A 16851-nucleotide genomic window follows, 5' to 3' on the forward strand; every position below is an offset into this window, starting at 1 on the left:
TCATGCGTATTCTGATCGCCAACGTCAACACCACCGCCGCCATCACCGAAGCCATTGCCGAACAGGCGCGCAGCGTGGCCGCGCCCGGCACCAAGATCGTCGGCCTGACCCCGTGGTTTGGCGCCGAGTCGGTGGAAGGCAATTTCGAAAGCTATCTGGCCGCCATCGCGGTGATGGACCGGGTGCTGGCCTACGACCAGCCCTTCGATGCCGTGATCCAGGCCGGCTATGGCGAGCATGGCCGCGAAGGCCTGCAGGAGCTGCTGGATGTGCCGGTGGTGGACATCACCGATGCCGCCGCCAGCACGGCCATGTACCTGGGCCACGCCTATTCGGTGGTGACCACGCTGGACCGCACCGTGCCGTTGATCGAGGACCGCCTGAAACTGTCCGGGCTGTACGAACGATGCGCCTCGGTGCGCGCCAGCGGCCTCGCGGTGCTGGAGCTGGAAGCCGATCCACGGCGTGCGGTGGAAGCCATCGTCGAGCAGGCCGAACGCGCCGTGCGCGAGGACAAGGCCGAGGTGATCTGCCTGGGATGCGGCGGCATGGCCGGGCTCGACGAGCAGATTCGCCAGCGCACCGGGGTGCCGGTGGTGGACGGCGTGAGCGCGGCGGTGACCATTGCCGAGTCACTGGTGAGGTTGGGGTTGAGCACCTCCAAGGTGCGTACCTATGCCACGCCGAGGGCGAAGAAGGTGGTGGGCTGGCCGATGCGCTTCGGGCGCTGAAAGACTCGGCGCCTGCTTAGGCCCTATCGCCGGCAAGCCGGCTCCCACAAGACACTGCAGCCCTTGTGGGAGCCGGCTTGCCGGCGATAGGGTCAGCTTCGTCAGCGCAACAGCCTCGCCAGCCGCTCGCCACTGCCAGACGCCAAGGTGAACCCCAGCGCGCCATGCCCCAGGTTCAGCCACAGGTTGCGATACCGCGTGGCCTCGATGATCGGCACCCCGGTCGGCGTCGCCGGCCGCATCCCCGCCCACTCCACCGCCTGCCCATAATCAGCGGCCCGCGGCAGGGTCTCGCGCGCCAGCCGGCGCATGCTCGCGAGCCTGCCGGCGTCCACCGCCTCGTCATAACCGACGATGTCCACCATCGCCGCCACCCGCAGTTGATCGTCCAATCGGGCATAGACAATCTTGCGTTCGTAGTCGGTGATGCTCACCTCGGGCGCGCGGTGCGTGGCACCGACCGGCGCGGTCAGGCTGTAGCCCTTCAGTGGGTAGACCGGCAGTTGCAAGCCGGGCAAGGCCAATCCGGCGCTACGGTGCCCGGCGCTGAGCACCAGGCGCTGCACCTCCAGCTGCTCACCGCCCAACTCCAGCGCGGCCACGCGATCATCGCGCGCTATCAGCCGGGTCACCGGCCGCCCCAACAGCAACCGGCACTGCCCTGAGGCCTGCAGGCGCTCGGCCAGGCGCAGGCAGAAGCGGTGACAGTCGGCGACCTCCTCGTCTGCCGTGAACACGCCGCCCACGAAAGGGGCTTCGCCAAGCGCCGGGTCGAGCCCGCGCAGATCGGCGGCATTGAGGACCCGTTGCGTGTCGGGGTCCAGCAGGTGTTGGCGACCGTGCTCGAATGCGCGCTGGGTTCGAAACGCGACCAGCTTGCCATTGCGTCGCCAGGCGAAGCCATCGAGGCCGTCCTCTTCACGCCAGCGGGCGAGTACGGCCTGGCTTTGCAAGGCCAGATCCAGCAACTGGGCGGCATTGCGCCGATTGACCCGGGTACGGCAGGCCATGACGAAGGCCGCCAGCCAGCGCCACTGCGCGGTATCCAAACGTAGCCGAAGACGTAGCGGCGAATCGCCGCGCAACAGCCAGCCCAGCGCTTGCCATGGCACCCCGGCATCAGCCAGCGGCGCCACGTAGCGATATGACAACTGCCCACCATTGGCGAAGCTAGTCGCGCTGGCCAGAGTATCGCGGGCTTCGACCAGGTCGACCTGCCAGCCTTCGCGCACCAGTGCATAGGCCGTGGCCAGCCCGACCACGCCGCCACCGATCACCGTTACCCGCTCCATCGGCACATCCCTGCCCAGCCCAGAAAGCCAGACAGTAACAGCAGGTCAGGTCGGGCAGCCAGGCTCGCCGTTATCCAGGCCCTGACGCACGTTACGGCTGAGCAGGGTCGCCTTGCCATCGCGCCAGGTCAGCGTCAGCACGTACAGGGAGTCGAAATCGTCGCGATGCCAGTCCTCGGTGAGCACCCGGTCTTCGCCCAGGGCCTTGCCGGCCACGGTGTTGATCAGCTCGGGCAGATACCCCCGGGACCAGGCCGTGTAGACCGTCGCATTGCGATACTTGTCACTGAGCAGTTCGTCGGCCAGCGCGGCTGTATCATTGGCGCCGTAGTCGATATTGACCGGTAAACCGAGGCGGATGGCGGCGGGGCTGATGGTCATCAGCGGTCGGATGTAGCTGTAGCGCTCGTCCTGGCTGCCCTCCTCGACACCTCGTGAAGGGTTGGCGGCGAAGACGTAGTCGGCATCGCCGAAACGCTCGGGCAACAGGGTGGCCAGGTCCAGGGCGCGGTTCAGACCCTGGCAGTTCAACTGCCCGAGGCCCTCGCCGGGTTTCTCGGCGTGGCGCAGGAATACCAGGGTCTGGGTCCCGTCGACCGGCTGCGCCCGGCTCTCGACCACATCCAGGGCCAGCGGCACGGCGGCGGCAACAAGCGTCAGGCTCAACAACAGGTGGCGGCGACGGCGAAGGAAGGCTGGCAGCTTCATAACAGGGCGGACTCTATGCGGCACTGGATATCGGGTTGCCCCGCCACATGTCCCTGTCGTGATCGCCATCCTTGGCAGCGAGTGAGGCTCAGAGTGCCTACAGCCCGTTTGGTTCCTCCCTGACTGCACATACCTTCCCTGGACAATCAGTACCTTAGCGCATCGGTATTGCTGAATTATTGCGCGCGGTTCAGTCGTCGCGGGTCAGCACTTCCAGCAATTCGATCTCGAAGGTAAGGTCCGAATTCGGCGGAATCGCACCGACCGAGCGTTCGCCATAACCCAGGTGCGCCGGTACCTGCAGCTTGCGCTTGCCACCCACGCGCATGCCCATCAGGCCCTGGTCCCAGCCCTTGATCACCCGCCCGGTACCGATGACGCACTGGAACGGCTTGCCACGCGCCCATGAGGAATCGAACTCGCTGCCGTCGGCCAGGGTGCCGCGGTACTGGGTGGTGATCAGCGCACCCTTGACCACGGCCTTGCCGTCGCCTTCCTGTAGATCGATGACTTGCAGTTCACTGCTCATGGCAGGTTCCTCGAAACGATTTTTCGTGGCCGCCGTTTTCTCAGGAATGCGCAGGTTTGGCAAGACGAGCCGTGTCAGGTGGGGGCGAACTGATCGAAGACCTGTTGACCGGTGAGGTTGCTGGTCTCGTTCTTGAAGCAATACCAGGCGGGCTGTTCGTCGACGAATATCTGCTCGGTAAAGCGCCAGTCACCCTCGCCATCAAGCAGGCCGACCGGTACGACGTACATGTCGCTCTCTTTAAGGCGGTAGAACAAATGCGTGCCGCAATGGCCGCAGAAGCCGCGCTGGGCCCAGGGAGAAGAGTCATAGGCGATGGGGGTCGGGCCTTCGATGGCTGGGGGCTCGGTGCATTGCACTGCCAGCAGCGGGCCGCCGGTCCATTTGCGGCACATGCTGCAATGGCAAGCGCTGACATGGTTATCCTCGAGTTTGACACTCAGTCGGGTTTTGCCGCAAAGGCAACTGCCTTGCTTTTCCAGTGACATGGCCCAGGCTCCTTGCTGTTGTTCTCGGGGACTTGGAGTATAGGGTCCGGCCGGTCAAGAGCAAGAACGCGTATCGGTGGGGCTGGGCGGCCCCGACAAGCCATCGTCAGGCAGCACGCCCAATCGGATAGAACGTGCCCCGGCTCCAAACCCCAAGCCACTCCTCCCCGTCGATCTCGCGCGGCACCGCCAGTTCGACCAGCTGGTAGAACACGTTGCGATGGACCAGCGCCTCGAGATTGCCGCGCATCAGCACATAGGGCGAAGGCTCTTGGGTGACCGGATCGAGCTCGACCCGCAGCGGATGCTCCGGCCCGGCCTCGACCTGGTCCTCGACGTTGCTGGTGAAGCGCAAGACCTGCTGCTCGCCACTGCCCTGCACGTCGAGCAACACAGCCACAAACGGCGCATCATCCACCGTGATACCGACCTTCTCCACCGGCGTGACCAGGAAGTAGTCGTCGCCATCGCGGCGAATGATGCTGGAGAACAGCCGCACCATCGGCTTGCGGCCGATCGGTGTGCCCAGGTAGTACCAGGTACCGTCACGCGCGATACGCATGTCGATGTCGCCGCAGAAATCCGGGTTCCACAGGTGCACCGGGGGTAGCCCCTTGTGCGCGGGGATCTGCGCCAGCAGATCGCTGGCCTTGCCGGAATCGCTCATGACTCGCTCGCTCAGTTGCTCATGCCCAGGAGGCTACGAGCGTACTCGCGCATTGGCGCGGCAAGCAAATCCTGTGGCGTATTATCGTGGAACGTCAACAAACCGCCGCGACTCTTGATCCTGGCCGTGTCGATCAGATAACGGGTGCTGGTCTCGATCAGCATCATCTGTACCACGCCACGGTCCCAGCCCAGGCGGTCGACGGCCTGCTCGTCATACCATTCGTCACCGTTGCCGATACGGTCGTCGGTGCGGGCGAAACGGGTGTACAGCACGTAATCGGCGCCGACCGAACGGGCTGCGGCGATCGCGTCTTCAAGCCCCAGGGGGCCTTGGGCACGGCGCACCAGCGGGAAGTACTCGACGAAACTCTTGAAGGCCTCCTCGGCCACTGCGTTCTGCCGTGGTACCGGCCCCTTGCCCGGTGGCACGAAGGCGCCCTGGCCGATGAAGATGAACGAATCGGGCTGCAAGCGGATCGACAGGGTACGGGTGGTGTCGCTGTGATCCAGCAGGCCCGCATCACTCATGTGGTAACGGACGCCCTCGCCCATATCGCTGACATTCATGCAGCCGCCCAACGCCATCAGCGCCAGCAGCAAGACCAGGCTACGCATCTTTCCTCCAGAAACCGGTGACGAAAAACCGGCGAATAGCCGCAGGATGCAGCTTTTGCGCCAGAGTCAGCCGCCGATCACTTTCATCACCATCACATCGCCGGAAAATGCCACCTCCTGCTTGTCTGCCAGGGCCTTCACCAGTAGCCGCTGCAATGCAGGAAGCGCTTGATGACGGGGCTTGTCGAGCAGGTCACCGACAAAATGACGGTTACTCGACGACAGGCAACCATGCAGCCAGCCGGTGGACGACAGGCGCAGGCGCGAACAACTGCGGCAGAATGGCACGCTCTCGTTGGCGATCACCCCGAAATGACCTTTGCCGGGAATGCTATAGCGCAAGGCCGTGGCATCCAACGGGCGTGGCGCCTGTTCATAGGCATGGGACTGCCCGATCAGCGCCAGCAGTTGTTCCAGGCCTACGAATTGCTGCAAGAAGGCGTTGCCATCACGCGCCAGGTGGCCCATGCGCATCAGCTCGATGAAACGCAGCTCGTAGCCGCGCGCGAGGCAGTAGTCGAGCAGCGGCAGCACCTGGTCGAGATTCTGCCCACGCATGGGCACCATGTTGACCTTGATCGCCATCCCCGCGTCACTGGCCTGGGCCATGCCCGCCAGCACGCTGGCCAGGTCGCCGCCGCGGGCGATGCGGCGAAAGGCCGTGGCATCGAGGGTGTCGAGCGAGACGTTGAGCCGGCGGATACCTGCGTCGCGCAGCAGCGGGAGCTTGCGGGCGAGCAACTGGCCGTTGGTGGTCAGGCTGATGTCTTCGAGCCCCAACCCGGCCACCGCGCCGAGGAAGGCCTCCAGGCGCGGGCTCACCAGCGGCTCGCCACCAGTAATGCGCAGCCGCTCCACCCCGGCCGCCTCGACCAGGTACGCCACGCCGCGGGCCAGGGCATCCGCCGTAAGCTCGTCCTGCGCCGCCACCAGGCGCTTGCCGTCAGGCACGCAGTAGGTGCAGGCATAGTTGCAGGCAGCAGTCAGGCTGACGCGCAGGTTGCGAAAGCGCCTGCCTTGACGATCGACGATCATGGATGACTCCGGCATGGATGAATCGGGCCGGCAAAACCCGACTCAAAAATCAGGTTTTTGCAAGCCTTCCTGTCGAAGCCATGAAGCGAGGATGCCTGGCGAAGGTCGACAGGCATCGGGGGAACACCTTTAGTTCGCGCCTTCCGGATCGCGCTTGCGCTTGTTGCCCATGCGCACGCCGATGTCCATGAGGAACTGGAAGAAGCCCTCCTGGTCCTCGAGCACGTTGCTCCAGAACGGCGAGTGATACAGCGCCACGGCGCCATGGACCAGGGCCCAGGCCGCGCAATAATGGAAGTAAGGCGGCACGTCCTCGAGCTTGCCCTCGCTGATGCGCCCCTTGATCAATTGCGTGAGGCGGTCGAAGTTGGAGGCACGGATGCTGTGCAACTGCTCGACCATTTCCGGCACCTGGTTGCCCTTGACCACCTTTTCTTCCAGGCGGTCGAACAGCCGGTAACGCTGCGGGTCACGCATGCGGAACTCGAAGTAGGCGCGCGACAGGGCTTCCTTGTCGCGGTCGACGTCAGCCGAGTGCAGCAGCGCGTTCAGGTCGCGCTCATAGTCGAGCATCAGGCGCAGGTAGATCTCCGCCTTGGACTTGAAGTGCTTGTAGATCGTGCCTTTGCCGATGCCCACGGCGTCGGCGATCATCTCGACGGTGACGCTGTCTTCACCTTGTTCGAGAAACAGCTTGAGCGCCGTGTCGAGGATCTCTTGTTCGCGACGGCGAAACTCACGGACCTTGCGAGGTTCTTTCTGCATAAGAAGGACTGGGATGACAATCGAAGCGGATTATTATGCCTAACTGGCGGCAAAATGCACGGATCTTCCAACCATGTCTGTGTTTCTTGATGAGTTCGAGTAGGCGCCGGGCCTGTGTTACCTGAACTACGCGGCAATCGGCCCCTGGCCACGGCGGGCCGCCTGCCGCCAGCGCGGCGTTCTACTGTGCATACACGCGGTCCAGCAGGCGGGCACCCTGCCCTTCAATGTAGCGCGTTATCAGTGCGACTTCGCCATGGCCGACGGCCACAAGTGGATGCTCGGCCCAGAGGGGGCTGGGCGTGTTCCTTTGCCGTGGCGAACTGCGCAGGCAGTTGAAACTGCACGCCTACGGCTGGCATATGCTGGACCACCTCGGCAACTTCGAGCGCCGCGAGTGGCTACCGGCACGCAGCGCGCGACGCTTGGCATGCGACATGCCCGAACATGCTCGGCGCCTGCACGCTGGAGGCGAGCCTGTCGCTGCTGGTCCTAGCGTGCGGTTTTCCCCACATTTCTATACCAGCCAGCGCCTGATCGACGAAGTACTGCGCCAGGTTCGCCAATTGTCAATGCATTGATCGCGCAAGGGGCTGCGAACGTATTCCAAATCTGTTTAAAAAACGATCAACAGCCGCTGGCAGCGCGCCAATCCTGGCCAATACTTGAAGTGTTGGCGCGGCACATCCCCCCCAAGTGGCGCGCCGATAAAGGTGCCCAGGGACCGTGTACCTTTGTTTTACTCCTAATGGTCTTAACCCGGATTCCCCCCCCAGAACCCGGGTTTTTTTTATCCGGGCCTCAAGCTTTTTTGGGGGGTGAAATCTTCAGGCCACCCGCGCCAGTGGGAACAAGCGCTTGAAGTTCTCGGTGGTCTGCTCGGCCAACTGCTCATAGCTCACCCCACGCAACGACGCCACGTACTCGGCCACTTCCCGCACGTACTGCGGCAGGTTCGGCTTGCCGCGATGCGGAATCGGCGCCAGGTACGGCGAGTCGGTCTCCACCAGCAGGCGATCCACCGGCACCTGCCGGGCCACCTCGCGCAGGGCATCGGCATTGCGGAACGTGACAATGCCGGACAACGAGATGTAGTAACCCAGGTCCAGCGCGGCCTTGGCCATCGGCCAGTCCTCGGTGAAGCAATGCAGCACGCCGGCCTGGGGCAGGCCGGCCTCGCGCAGCAGCGCCAGGGTGTCCTCGCGGGCCGCACGGGTGTGCACGATGACCGGCTTGCCGGTCTGCCGGGAGGCTTCCAGGTGCAGGCGGAACGAAGCCTGCTGCAACTCGGCGGCTTCCGGCTCATAGTGGTAGTCCAGGCCCGTTTCGCCAATGGCCACCACATGCGGATGGGCCAGTTCACGCAACAGCCACTCCAGGGCCGGGGTCTCACCGGGCGCCAGGTCGAGCGGGTGCACGCCCACCGAGCAGTCGACATCGGCGTAACGCTCGCTCAACGCCTTGACCGCACCGGCATTCTCGGCACTGACGCCGATGCACAGGAAATGCCCTACCCCACGCTCGCGGGCCGCCTGCAGGGCGGTGTCGAGGGAACCCTGGTGGGCACTGAGATCGAGACGGTCGAGGTGGCAATGGGAATCTACGAGCATGGGAACACGACACACATTAGGAAACGGTGGAAATCAACGCATGCCTGGCAGCTGCACCCAGTGGGCGAGCAACGCTTCGAGCAGCAGTACACGATTGAGGTTGGCCTTGCCCAGCACCTTCTGGCGCTGCTCGAGAATCCACGCCTGGACCTCGAGCACCTTGGCCTGCAGGCTCTTCTGCGCCAGGTACTGCAACACCTTGCGCATGTCAGGCAAACCTAAACCCTCTTCGTCCTGGGTCAACTGATAACGCAGGATCAAGTGCGACCAGTCGCAGAACCAGTCGAACAGCAGCAACAGGGGCACCGTGTTCCAGGCTTCGGCCAGCTGGGTAGGCGACTGCTGCTGCTTGAGCAACTTCTTCACCCCTTCGGTAACCAGCGCCCGCTGCTCAAGCACGCCCTGGGCCTGCAAGCTGACCGCCATCAGTGGCGAACCCGCGGCCAGGGTCAGCAACTCTTCGCGCTCCTGCTCATCGCTGCCTTCGAGCGCCCCAGCCAGCCAGGCACGACTCTGCGCCAGGCTTGGCTGCGGGCAGGCGACCTGCTGGCAGCGACTCTTGATGGTCGGCAGCAGGCGGCTGGGCTGATGGCTGACCAGCAACAGCACGGTATCGCCGGAGGGCTCCTCCAGGCTTTTGAGCAAGGCGTTGGAGGCATTGATGTTCATCGCCTCCACCGGCTCGATCAGCACCACCTTGCGCCCACCCTGCTGGGCGGTCTGCACCACGAACGACACCAGTTCGCGGACCTGGTCGATCTTGATCGGCTTGTCGGCCTCCTCCGGCTCCAGCACGAAGTTGTCCGGGTGGCTGCCGGCCTTGAGCAACAGGCACGACTTGCACTGGCCGCAGGCTTCCAGGCCCTGTGGCTGCTGGCACAACAGCCGCGCCATCAGGCGCTCGGCCAGGGCCCGCTTGCCGATGCCCTGGGGGCCGTGCAGCAGGTAGGCGTGGGCGTGCTGGGCACGCCCGGCCAGTTGCTGCCAGAGAGCCTGCTGCCAAGGGTAGGCCTCAGCCACGGCAACGCTCCAGGATGCCCGGCACCAGGGCGTCGATGGCCTGTTGCACCGCGCTCAAGGGCTGCGCGGCGTCCAGCAGGCGATAGCGCTGTGGCTGCTGGCCTGCGCGCTGCAGGTAGGCCTGGCGCACCGCCTCGAAGAAGGCCTGGCCCTCCTGCTCGAAGCGATCCAGCCGGCCACGGGCTGCCGCGCGGGCCAGGCCGACCTCCACGGGCAGGTCGAAGACCAGGGTGAGATCCGGGCGCAGCTCGCCCTGCACAAAACTCTCCAGGATGGCGATACGCTCTACCGAAAGACCGCGGCCGCCGCCCTGGTAGGCGTAGGTGGCGTCGGTGAACCGATCGCACAGCACCACGGCACCACGGGTCAGCGCCGGGCGGATCACTTCGGCCAGGTGCTGGGCGCGAGCGGCGAACATCAGCAGCAGCTCGGTGTCGACCGCCATGCGCTCCTCGCTCGGCGCCAGCAGCAGTTCACGGATGCGCTCGGCCAACGGCGTGCCGCCGGGCTCGCGGGTCATGACCACATCGGCGCCCTGCTCGCGCAGGCGCGCTGCCAGATACTCACGATTGGTGCTCTTGCCCGCGCCTTCGGGGCCTTCCAGGGTGATAAACAAACCGCTCACGAGCGTTCCTTAGGGTCTTCTGGCACCGACGTATCAGCCGGCGCGGATTCATCGGTGGGGGCCGGCGCGTCGCTTTCAGGTGCGGGCGCAGGGGCCGCTTCAGGAGTCGTCTGCGGTTCGGGCGTTGTCGGTTCGGCCTGCGGCGCAGGGCTCGAACGATAATCCGCCCGCCGCTTGATCTGGAACTCACGCACCGCGCTGTTGTGATCGTCCAGGTCATCGGAGAACACATGGCTGCCGTCGCCACGGGCGACGAAGTACAAGCTCGAGCCATCACTTGGGTTCAGCGCGGCATGGATTGCCTCGCGCCCGACCATGGCGATCGGCGTCGGCGGCAGGCCGGTCATGGTGTAGGTGTTGTAGGGCGTCGGCTCACGCAGGTCGGCGCGGGTGATCTTGCCGTTGTAGCGCTCGCCCATGCCGTAGATCACGGTAGGGTCGGTCTGCAGCATCATGCCCAGGCGCATGCGCCGCACGAACACCCCGGCGATCTGCCCGCGTTCCTGGGGAATGCCGGTTTCCTTCTCCACCAGCGAGGCCATGATCAGCGCCTGGTACGGGTCGCGATACGGCAGGTCGGTGCTGCGCTCGGCCCATTCCTTGGCCAGCACTTCGTCCAGGCGCATGTAGGCCTGCTGCAACAGCTCGACATCGCTCATGCCGCGCACGAAGCGATAGGTATCAGGGAAGAAACGGCCCTCGGGGAACACGCCGGTATGACCAAGCTTGTCCATCACCTCGGTATCGGACAGGCCTTCGAGGGTGTGCTTGAGCTTTTCATGTTTCGCCACCGCGGCACGCACCTGACGGAAGGTCCAGCCCTCGACCAGGGTGAGGTTGTACTGCACCACATCGCCACGCTTCCAGGCGTCGAACAACTGCCCCACGGTCATGCCCGGGGTCAGGCGATATTCACCTGTATGCAATGCCGTGCCGGCCATGTTGAAACGCCAGTACAGGCGCAGCCACAGAGGGTCATCAAGCAGGCCTTCGCCCTGCATCCGATAGAACATGCGGTTTGGCGTCGTGCCATTGGGCACATCGAGCATGCGCTCCTGGGCCACTTGCAGCGGCTGCTCCAGGACCGAGTTGACTTTCCAGGCGGCCCAGCCCAGTGCCAGGCCGGCGAGGATCAAGCTCATTTCCAGCAGCAGCAGGAATTTGCGTCTCACGAATCAGGTATCCAGTAACGTACGGGCAACGGCCTGCAGTTTACGGGTGAGCGGCCCTGCCGGCCAGTTCAGCGCGGCGAATTCACGCACGGGCCAGATGCCGTAGACACTGTTGCAGACGAATACCTCGTCGGCTTGCTCCAGCGCCGCCATCGGCAAGTCCCGCACCTGCGTAGGGATACCCAGCAGCGCAGCCTGTTCCAGCAATGCCGCGCGCATCACCCCGGCCACGCCGCAACGGCTCAGGTCGGCGGTGAACAATGCACCGTCACGCACCAGGAACAGGTTGCTGTACACCCCTTCGATCAACCGCCCATGGCCGTCACGCATCAAACCTTCGGCAAACGCGCTGTCCTGCCATTCGGCACGGGCCAGCACCTGCTCGAGGCGGTTGAGGTGTTTGAGCCCGGCCAGCAGCGGTTGTTCCGCAAGGCGCGTCTCACAGGGGAACAGCCGCACGCCGACCTCGGCATGCTGCGCCGGGTAGGCTGGCAAGGGGCCGCCTTGCAGGATACGCCGTGCCTGCGCGCCGGCCAGCGGGGCATAGCCGCGCTGGCTGTCGCCACGGGTCAGGATCAGCTTGGCGACGCCTTCGCCCAGTTGCCGGGCGAATTGCAACAGTTCATTGCGAACCAGCGTCAGGTCGGCTTCGATCGCCAGGCGCTGGCATCCCAGCGCCAGGCGGTCGAGATGCTGCGCGAGCAGGCTGGGCCTGCCGCCGCGCACGGCGATGGTCTCGAACAGGCCATCGCCGTAGGCCAGGCCACGGTTCTGCAGATTGACCGCAGCCGCGTCCTGGCCATCGATCCAGCTGAGCATCAGCCGGCGAACCGGCGGAACACCAGCGAACCGTTGGTCCCGCCAAAGCCGAAGGAGTTGGACAGCACCACGTCGATCGGCATGCTACGCGCCTGGTGCGGCACGAAGTCCAGGTCGCAGCCTTCGTCCGGCTCATCCAGGTTGATGGTCGGCGGCGCCGTCTGGCTGTTGATCGCCAGGACGCTGAAGATCGCCTCCACCGCACCAGCGGCGCCGAGCAGGTGGCCAGTCATCGATTTGGTCGAACTGACTGCCAGCTTGTAGGCATGCTCGCCGAACACCCGCTTGATCGCAGCCACTTCAGCCACGTCGCCAGCCGGCGTCGAGGTGCCGTGGGCGTTGATATAGCTGACCTCTTGCGGCTGGATACCGGCATCGCGCAGGGCGTTGGCCATGCAACGGGCGGCGCCTTCGCCGGAATCGGGTGGCGAGGTCATATGGTAGGCGTCACCGCTCATGCCGAAACCGACCAGCTCGGCGTAGATGGTCGCGCCGCGGGCCTTGGCGTGCTCAAGCTCTTCGAGCACCAGGGCGCCGGCGCCATCGGACAGCACAAAGCCGTCACGGCCCTTGTCCCAGGGACGGCTGGCGCGGGTCGGCTCATCGTTGCGGGTGGACAGTGCCCGGGAGGCACCGAAACCGCCCATGCCCAGGCCGCAGGCGGCCATCTCGGCGCCACCGGCGATCATCACGTCGGCTTCACCGTAGGCGATATTACGCGCGGCCATGCCGATGCAGTGGGTACCGGTGGTGCAGGCGGTGGCAATGGCGTAATTCGGCCCCTGCGCACCCAGGTGAATCGACAGGAAACCCGAGATCATGTTGATGATCGAGCCTGGCACGAAGAACGGTGAGATACGACGCGGCCCCTTCTCGTGCAAGATCTTGCTGGTTTCTTCGATGTTGGTCAGACCACCGATACCCGAGCCCATGGCCACGCCGATGCGTTCACGGTTGGCATCGGTGACTTCCAGCCCGGCATTGCGCACCGCCTGGAAACCGGCCGCCAGGCCGTACTGAATAAACAGGTCCAGCTTGCGGGCTTCTTTCTGATCAAGATACTGCCCGACCTCGAAGCCCTTCACCGAGCCGCCAAAACGGGTGGAGTAGGCAGACAGATCCGTATGTTCGATCGGACCAATGCCACTGCGGCCAGCCAGAATGCCCTGCCAGGTGCTCGGTACATCGGTACCCAGTGGCGACAGCATACCCATACCAGTGACCACGACGCGTCTACGCGACACAGTACTCTCCTCATTTCCAAATAACAGAGTCTCTTGCCAGTGCACTTGCCATGGCGAATGGAATGGCAGCAAACCCCGGCTCTCGCAAAGAAAAAACCGCACGCCGGCAAAGGCAGTGCGGTTTTTCCCGACAAGAAGCGTCGACTACAGCGTCTTAGGCCTGGTGGGCGTTGACGTAGTCGATGGCAGCTTGAACGGTAGTGATCTTCTCGGCTTCTTCGTCAGGGATTTCGGTCTCGAATTCCTCTTCCAGAGCCATCACCAGCTCAACAGTGTCAAGCGAATCGGCACCCAGGTCCTCAACGAAGGAAGATTCGTTCTTGACTTCATCTTCCTTGACGCCCAGTTGCTCGGCGACGATTTTCTTGACGCGTTCTTCGATGGTGCTCATACCTAGTTTTCACTCCTAATGGACATATGTCAGGCAGCTGGCCGGTGACCAAGTTTATAGGAAGACGCCTGCTTTTCAAGCGTAACGCGCCTTCCACCAAGTCACCGGGCCCTCTGCCCGGAATCTGGTTGCAGCTTTATAACGGATTTTAGGCTCGGAGTATGACTCTTTTTTGAAGCAATCCGTCACATTGAGTTGCGGTTTTACATGTACATCCCGCCGTTCACCGGCACGGTGGCACCGGTGACATAGGCTGCGCCGTCGGAAGCCAGGAAGGAAACCACTTTCGCGATTTCCTCGGCCTGGCCCAGGCGGCCCAGCGGAATCTCTTTCTGCAGGGCCTCGCGCTGCGCTTCGGGCAGTTCGCGGGTCATGTCGGTGTCGATGAAGCCCGGGGTCACCGAGTTGACGGTGATACCACGTGAGCCCACTTCGCGGGCCAGGGCACGGCTGAAGCCTTCCAGGCCTGCCTTGGCGGCGGCGTAGTTGGCCTGGCCGGCGTTGCCCATGGCACCCACCACCGAACCGATGCTGATGATACGGCCCCAACGGGCCTTGGTCATGCCGCGCAGCACGCCCTTGGACAGACGGTAGAGGCTGTTGAGGTTGGTGTCGATCACATCGAACCACTCATCGTCCTTCATGCGCAGCATCAGGTTGTCGCGGGTGATGCCGGCGTTGTTGACCAGGATGGCCGGCGCGCCGAACTGCTCGCCGATGGCGCCCAGCACCGCATCCACGGACTCGGCACTGGTGACGTTCAGCTCAAGGCCGGTACCGTTGATGCCGTGCTCTTTCAGGGTGGCGGCAATGCGCTCGGCACCGGAAGCGGTGGTGGCGGTACCGATCACGGTAGCGCCCTGGCGGCCCAGCTCGAGGGCGATGGCCTGGCCGATACCACGGCTGGCGCCGGTGACCAGTGCAACTTTACCTTGCAGGCTCATGCAAGCTTCTCCGAATTCAGGCCAGCGCCGCACGGGTGGCGGCGACGGCGTCTGGGGTGTTGAGGTTGTAGGTGGTCACGCCGTCGGCGCAACGCTTGTTCAGGCCAGCCAGGACCTTGCCCGGGCCGCATTCGACGAGGTTGACCGCACCGCGCTCGGCCAGCGCCTGCACGCACTCGACCCAGCGTACCGGCTGGTACAGTTGCGCCAGCAGGTCTTGCTTGAGGGCATCGAGGTCGGCGGCGATGGCCGCGGTGACGTTCTGCACCACCGGGATCTGCGGCGCTTTCCATTCGATGGCGTTGACCGACTCGGCGAAGCGCTCGGCGGCCGGCTTCATCAGGGCGCAGTGCGATGGCACGCTGACCGCCAATGGCAGGGCACGCTTGGCGCCCTTGGCCTTGCACAGCTCGATGGCACGATCGACCGCAGCCTTGTTGCCGGCGATGACCACCTGGCCCGGCGAGTTGAAGTTCACCGCGCTGACCACTTCGTCTTCGGCGGCTTCGGCGCAAATCTCGACCACGACGGCGTCGTCCAGGCCAAGGATGGCGGCCATGGCACCATGGCCGGCAGGCACAGCCTCCTGCATCAGCTGGCCACGGCGCTCGACCAGGCGTACGGCATCTTTGAGCGACAGGCTGCCAGCGGCGACCAGGGCGCTGTATTCACCCAGACTGTGCCCGGCGACGAAGGCCGGCTGCGCGCCACCCTCTTCCAGCCACAGGCGCCATAAGGCGATGGAGGCGGTGAGAATGGCCGGCTGGGTCTTGTCGGTCTGGTTGAGTTGCTCTTCCGGGCCTTCCTGGACCAGTTTCCACAGGTCGTAGCCCAGGGCCTCGGACGCTTCCTTGAAGGTCTCGACGATTACCGGTTTTTCGGCGCCCAGCTCTGCGAGCATGCCCAGCGACTGGGAACCTTGACCAGGAAAGACGAATGCGAGGGATGCAGACATTGAACAAGCCCTTATGATCTTGTCGTCGGATAGGGTGCGCCAGGCCGCGGGCCAGACGCGCAATCTGAAAGCTTGGATGGAATGGCGGACCAAGCGGTCACATTTAAGCACTTCATCGCGGATATGCCTAAGACCTGTTTTGGCCGCATCGCGGATGAATCCGCTTCTACAAGCGAACCTACCCCCTGCAGGAGCGGATTCATCCGCGATGAAGCCCACGCCGACATCACGGCAACAAGTCTTCGAGACGCCCATGCAGGCGCTGCGGCAGGTTTTCCTGAATCTCGATCAAGGCACGCTGGATCGCGCTTTGGAAGCCCTGCACGCCCGCAGAGCCGTGACTCTTGATGACAATGCCCTGCAATCCCAGGAAACTCGCGCCATTGTGTCGCGCAGGCGCCAGGTCGGCCTGCAGGCGCTTGAGCAGCGGCATGGCCAGGGCACCTGCGGCTCGCGCCAACAGCCCGCCACGGAACAGCGCCTCGATACGGGCACCGATCATGGTCGCCAGGCCTTCGCTGGACTTGAGCAGGATATTGCCGACGAAACCGTCGCACACCACCACGTCCGCCTCGCCACGGTACAGCCCGTCACCCTCGACGAAACCGATGTAGTTCAGCCCCCGGGCGTTCTGCAACAGGCTGGCGGCCAGCTTGACCTGCTGGTTGCCCTTGATGTCCTCGGTACCGATATTGAGCAGCGCCACACGCGGCCGATGCACGCCCAGGGCCTGGGCGGCCACCGAGCCCATCACGGCGAACTGGTAGAGGTTTTCCGCGCTGCAGTCGACGTTGGCACCAAGGTCAAGCAGCTGGCAGTAGCCGGCCTGGGTCGGAATCGCCGCCACCATCGCCGGGCGATCGATACCGGGCAAGGTCTTGAGCACGAAGCGCGACAAAGCCATGAGCGCGCCGGTATTGCCGGCACTTACGCAGGCCTGGGCCTTGCCATCACGCACCAGTTCGAGGGCGATGCGCATCGACGCGTCCGGCTTGCCCCGCAACGCCTGCGATGGCCGCTCGTCCATGCCGATCACTTCGCTGGCCGCAACAATCTGCAGGCGCGCGCGATCCGCAGCCGCAAGGCCGCCGACAAGATCTTCAAGGAGGGAGGGTTGACCGACGAGGGTCAGGTGCAGCGAGGGGGTAGCCGATAGGCAGGCAATGCTAGCCTGGACAATGCTGCGGGGACCGAAGTCCCCGCCCATTGCGTCGATCGCGATGATCTGAGCGGACAAGG

19 protein-coding genes and 1 pseudogene are annotated in these 16851 nt (G+C 64.3%); 2 read left to right on the plus strand and 18 right to left on the minus strand.

All coding sequences use genetic code 11. From position 1 onward, the window contains the following. Positions 1-2: 2 nt before the first annotated feature. Positions 3-731, plus strand: coding sequence for an aspartate/glutamate racemase family protein (locus C3F42_RS07370; protein ID WP_104444234.1), 729 nt, complete (start codon positions 3-5; stop codon positions 729-731). A gap of 101 nt (positions 732-832) precedes the next feature. On the opposite strand, the gene C3F42_RS07375 is transcribed toward C3F42_RS07370, so the two are convergent. From C3F42_RS07375 to C3F42_RS07410, 8 genes are all read right to left on the minus strand, one after another. Then, entirely contained in the window at positions 833-2023 is a 1191-nt protein-coding gene (locus C3F42_RS07375; RefSeq protein WP_094010637.1) for a D-amino acid dehydrogenase, read from the minus strand. Between the two features lie 45 nt (positions 2024-2068). Further along, a complete protein-coding gene (locus C3F42_RS07380) occupies positions 2069-2731 on the minus strand; it encodes a hypothetical protein (protein WP_023629101.1) in 663 nt (220 codons plus the stop codon). A 190-nt stretch (positions 2732-2921) separates the two neighbouring features. After that, complete coding sequence (locus tag C3F42_RS07385) at positions 2922-3260, minus strand: FKBP-type peptidyl-prolyl cis-trans isomerase (protein WP_023629100.1); 339 nt, start codon at positions 3258-3260, stop codon at positions 2922-2924. Positions 3261-3334: 74 nt separating this feature from the next. Further along, positions 3335-3748: a GFA family protein gene (locus tag C3F42_RS07390; protein WP_094010639.1), complete on the minus strand. Its 414-nt coding sequence runs from the start codon at positions 3746-3748 to the stop codon at positions 3335-3337. A 106-nt stretch (positions 3749-3854) separates the two neighbouring features. Then, positions 3855-4415, minus strand: a complete 561-nt coding sequence (locus tag C3F42_RS07395; protein ID WP_023629098.1) for a DUF1285 domain-containing protein — start codon at positions 4413-4415, stop codon at positions 3855-3857. Between the two features lie 11 nt (positions 4416-4426). Beyond that, complete coding sequence (locus C3F42_RS07400) at positions 4427-5032, minus strand: DUF4823 domain-containing protein (protein WP_104444235.1); 606 nt, start codon at positions 5030-5032, stop codon at positions 4427-4429. A 66-nt stretch (positions 5033-5098) separates the two neighbouring features. Continuing rightward, entirely contained in the window at positions 5099-6067 is a 969-nt protein-coding gene (locus tag C3F42_RS07405) for a GTP 3',8-cyclase MoaA (RefSeq protein ID WP_104444236.1), read from the minus strand. A gap of 129 nt (positions 6068-6196) precedes the next feature. Beyond that, positions 6197-6832: a TetR/AcrR family transcriptional regulator gene (locus tag C3F42_RS07410; RefSeq protein ID WP_023630645.1), complete on the minus strand. Its 636-nt coding sequence runs from the start codon at positions 6830-6832 to the stop codon at positions 6197-6199. Between the two features lie 160 nt (positions 6833-6992). Between C3F42_RS07410 and C3F42_RS07415 the strand changes: the two are divergent. After that, a pseudogene (locus C3F42_RS07415) lies at positions 6993-7321 on the plus strand (aminotransferase class V-fold PLP-dependent enzyme); the annotation flags it as partial. 338 nt (positions 7322-7659) lie between these two features. Here C3F42_RS07415 and C3F42_RS07420 read toward each other — a convergent pair. From C3F42_RS07420 to plsX, 10 genes are all read right to left on the minus strand, one after another. Beyond that, on the minus strand, positions 7660-8442 hold the full coding sequence (locus tag C3F42_RS07420; protein ID WP_094010642.1) for a TatD family hydrolase: 783 nt from the start codon (positions 8440-8442) through the stop codon (positions 7660-7662). Between the two features lie 33 nt (positions 8443-8475). Continuing rightward, entirely contained in the window at positions 8476-9462 is a 987-nt protein-coding gene (locus tag C3F42_RS07425; RefSeq protein ID WP_104444237.1) for a DNA polymerase III subunit delta', read from the minus strand. After that, positions 9455-10087 carry a dTMP kinase gene (gene tmk, locus C3F42_RS07430; protein ID WP_094010644.1) on the minus strand — a complete coding sequence of 211 codons (633 nt, stop codon included), beginning with the start codon at positions 10085-10087 and terminating at the stop codon, positions 9455-9457. Before tmk ends, C3F42_RS07425 begins: the two co-directional genes overlap by 8 nt. Further along, a complete protein-coding gene (gene mltG, locus C3F42_RS07435) occupies positions 10084-11259 on the minus strand; it encodes an endolytic transglycosylase MltG (protein WP_104444238.1) in 1176 nt (391 codons plus the stop codon). The genes tmk and mltG overlap by 4 nt, the downstream gene beginning before the upstream one ends. Positions 11260-11262: 3 nt before the next feature. Continuing rightward, positions 11263-12078: an aminodeoxychorismate lyase gene (pabC, locus tag C3F42_RS07440; protein ID WP_094010646.1), complete on the minus strand. Its 816-nt coding sequence runs from the start codon at positions 12076-12078 to the stop codon at positions 11263-11265. Continuing rightward, a complete protein-coding gene (gene fabF / locus C3F42_RS07445; protein ID WP_094010647.1) occupies positions 12078-13322 on the minus strand; it encodes a beta-ketoacyl-ACP synthase II in 1245 nt (414 codons plus the stop codon). The genes pabC and fabF overlap by 1 nt, the downstream gene beginning before the upstream one ends. A 154-nt stretch (positions 13323-13476) precedes the next feature. Next, positions 13477-13713 carry an acyl carrier protein gene (acpP, locus tag C3F42_RS07450; RefSeq protein WP_023630495.1) on the minus strand — a complete coding sequence of 79 codons (237 nt, stop codon included), beginning with the start codon at positions 13711-13713 and terminating at the stop codon, positions 13477-13479. A 203-nt stretch (positions 13714-13916) separates the two neighbouring features. Further along, positions 13917-14657, minus strand: a complete 741-nt coding sequence (gene fabG / locus C3F42_RS07455) for a 3-oxoacyl-ACP reductase FabG (protein ID WP_023630496.1) — start codon at positions 14655-14657, stop codon at positions 13917-13919. Between the two features lie 16 nt (positions 14658-14673). Beyond that, positions 14674-15612 (minus strand): ACP S-malonyltransferase, encoded by a 939-nt coding sequence (gene fabD / locus C3F42_RS07460; RefSeq protein ID WP_023630497.1) that lies wholly within the window; start codon positions 15610-15612, stop codon positions 14674-14676. A gap of 226 nt (positions 15613-15838) precedes the next feature. Further along, positions 15839-16849: a phosphate acyltransferase PlsX gene (gene plsX, locus C3F42_RS07465; RefSeq protein WP_094010648.1), complete on the minus strand. Its 1011-nt coding sequence runs from the start codon at positions 16847-16849 to the stop codon at positions 15839-15841. Positions 16850-16851: the final 2 nt, after the last annotated feature.

It is taken from the genome of Pseudomonas sp. PONIH3, assembly GCF_002934345.1.
Lineage (GTDB): Bacteria > Pseudomonadota > Gammaproteobacteria > Pseudomonadales > Pseudomonadaceae > Aquipseudomonas > Aquipseudomonas soli.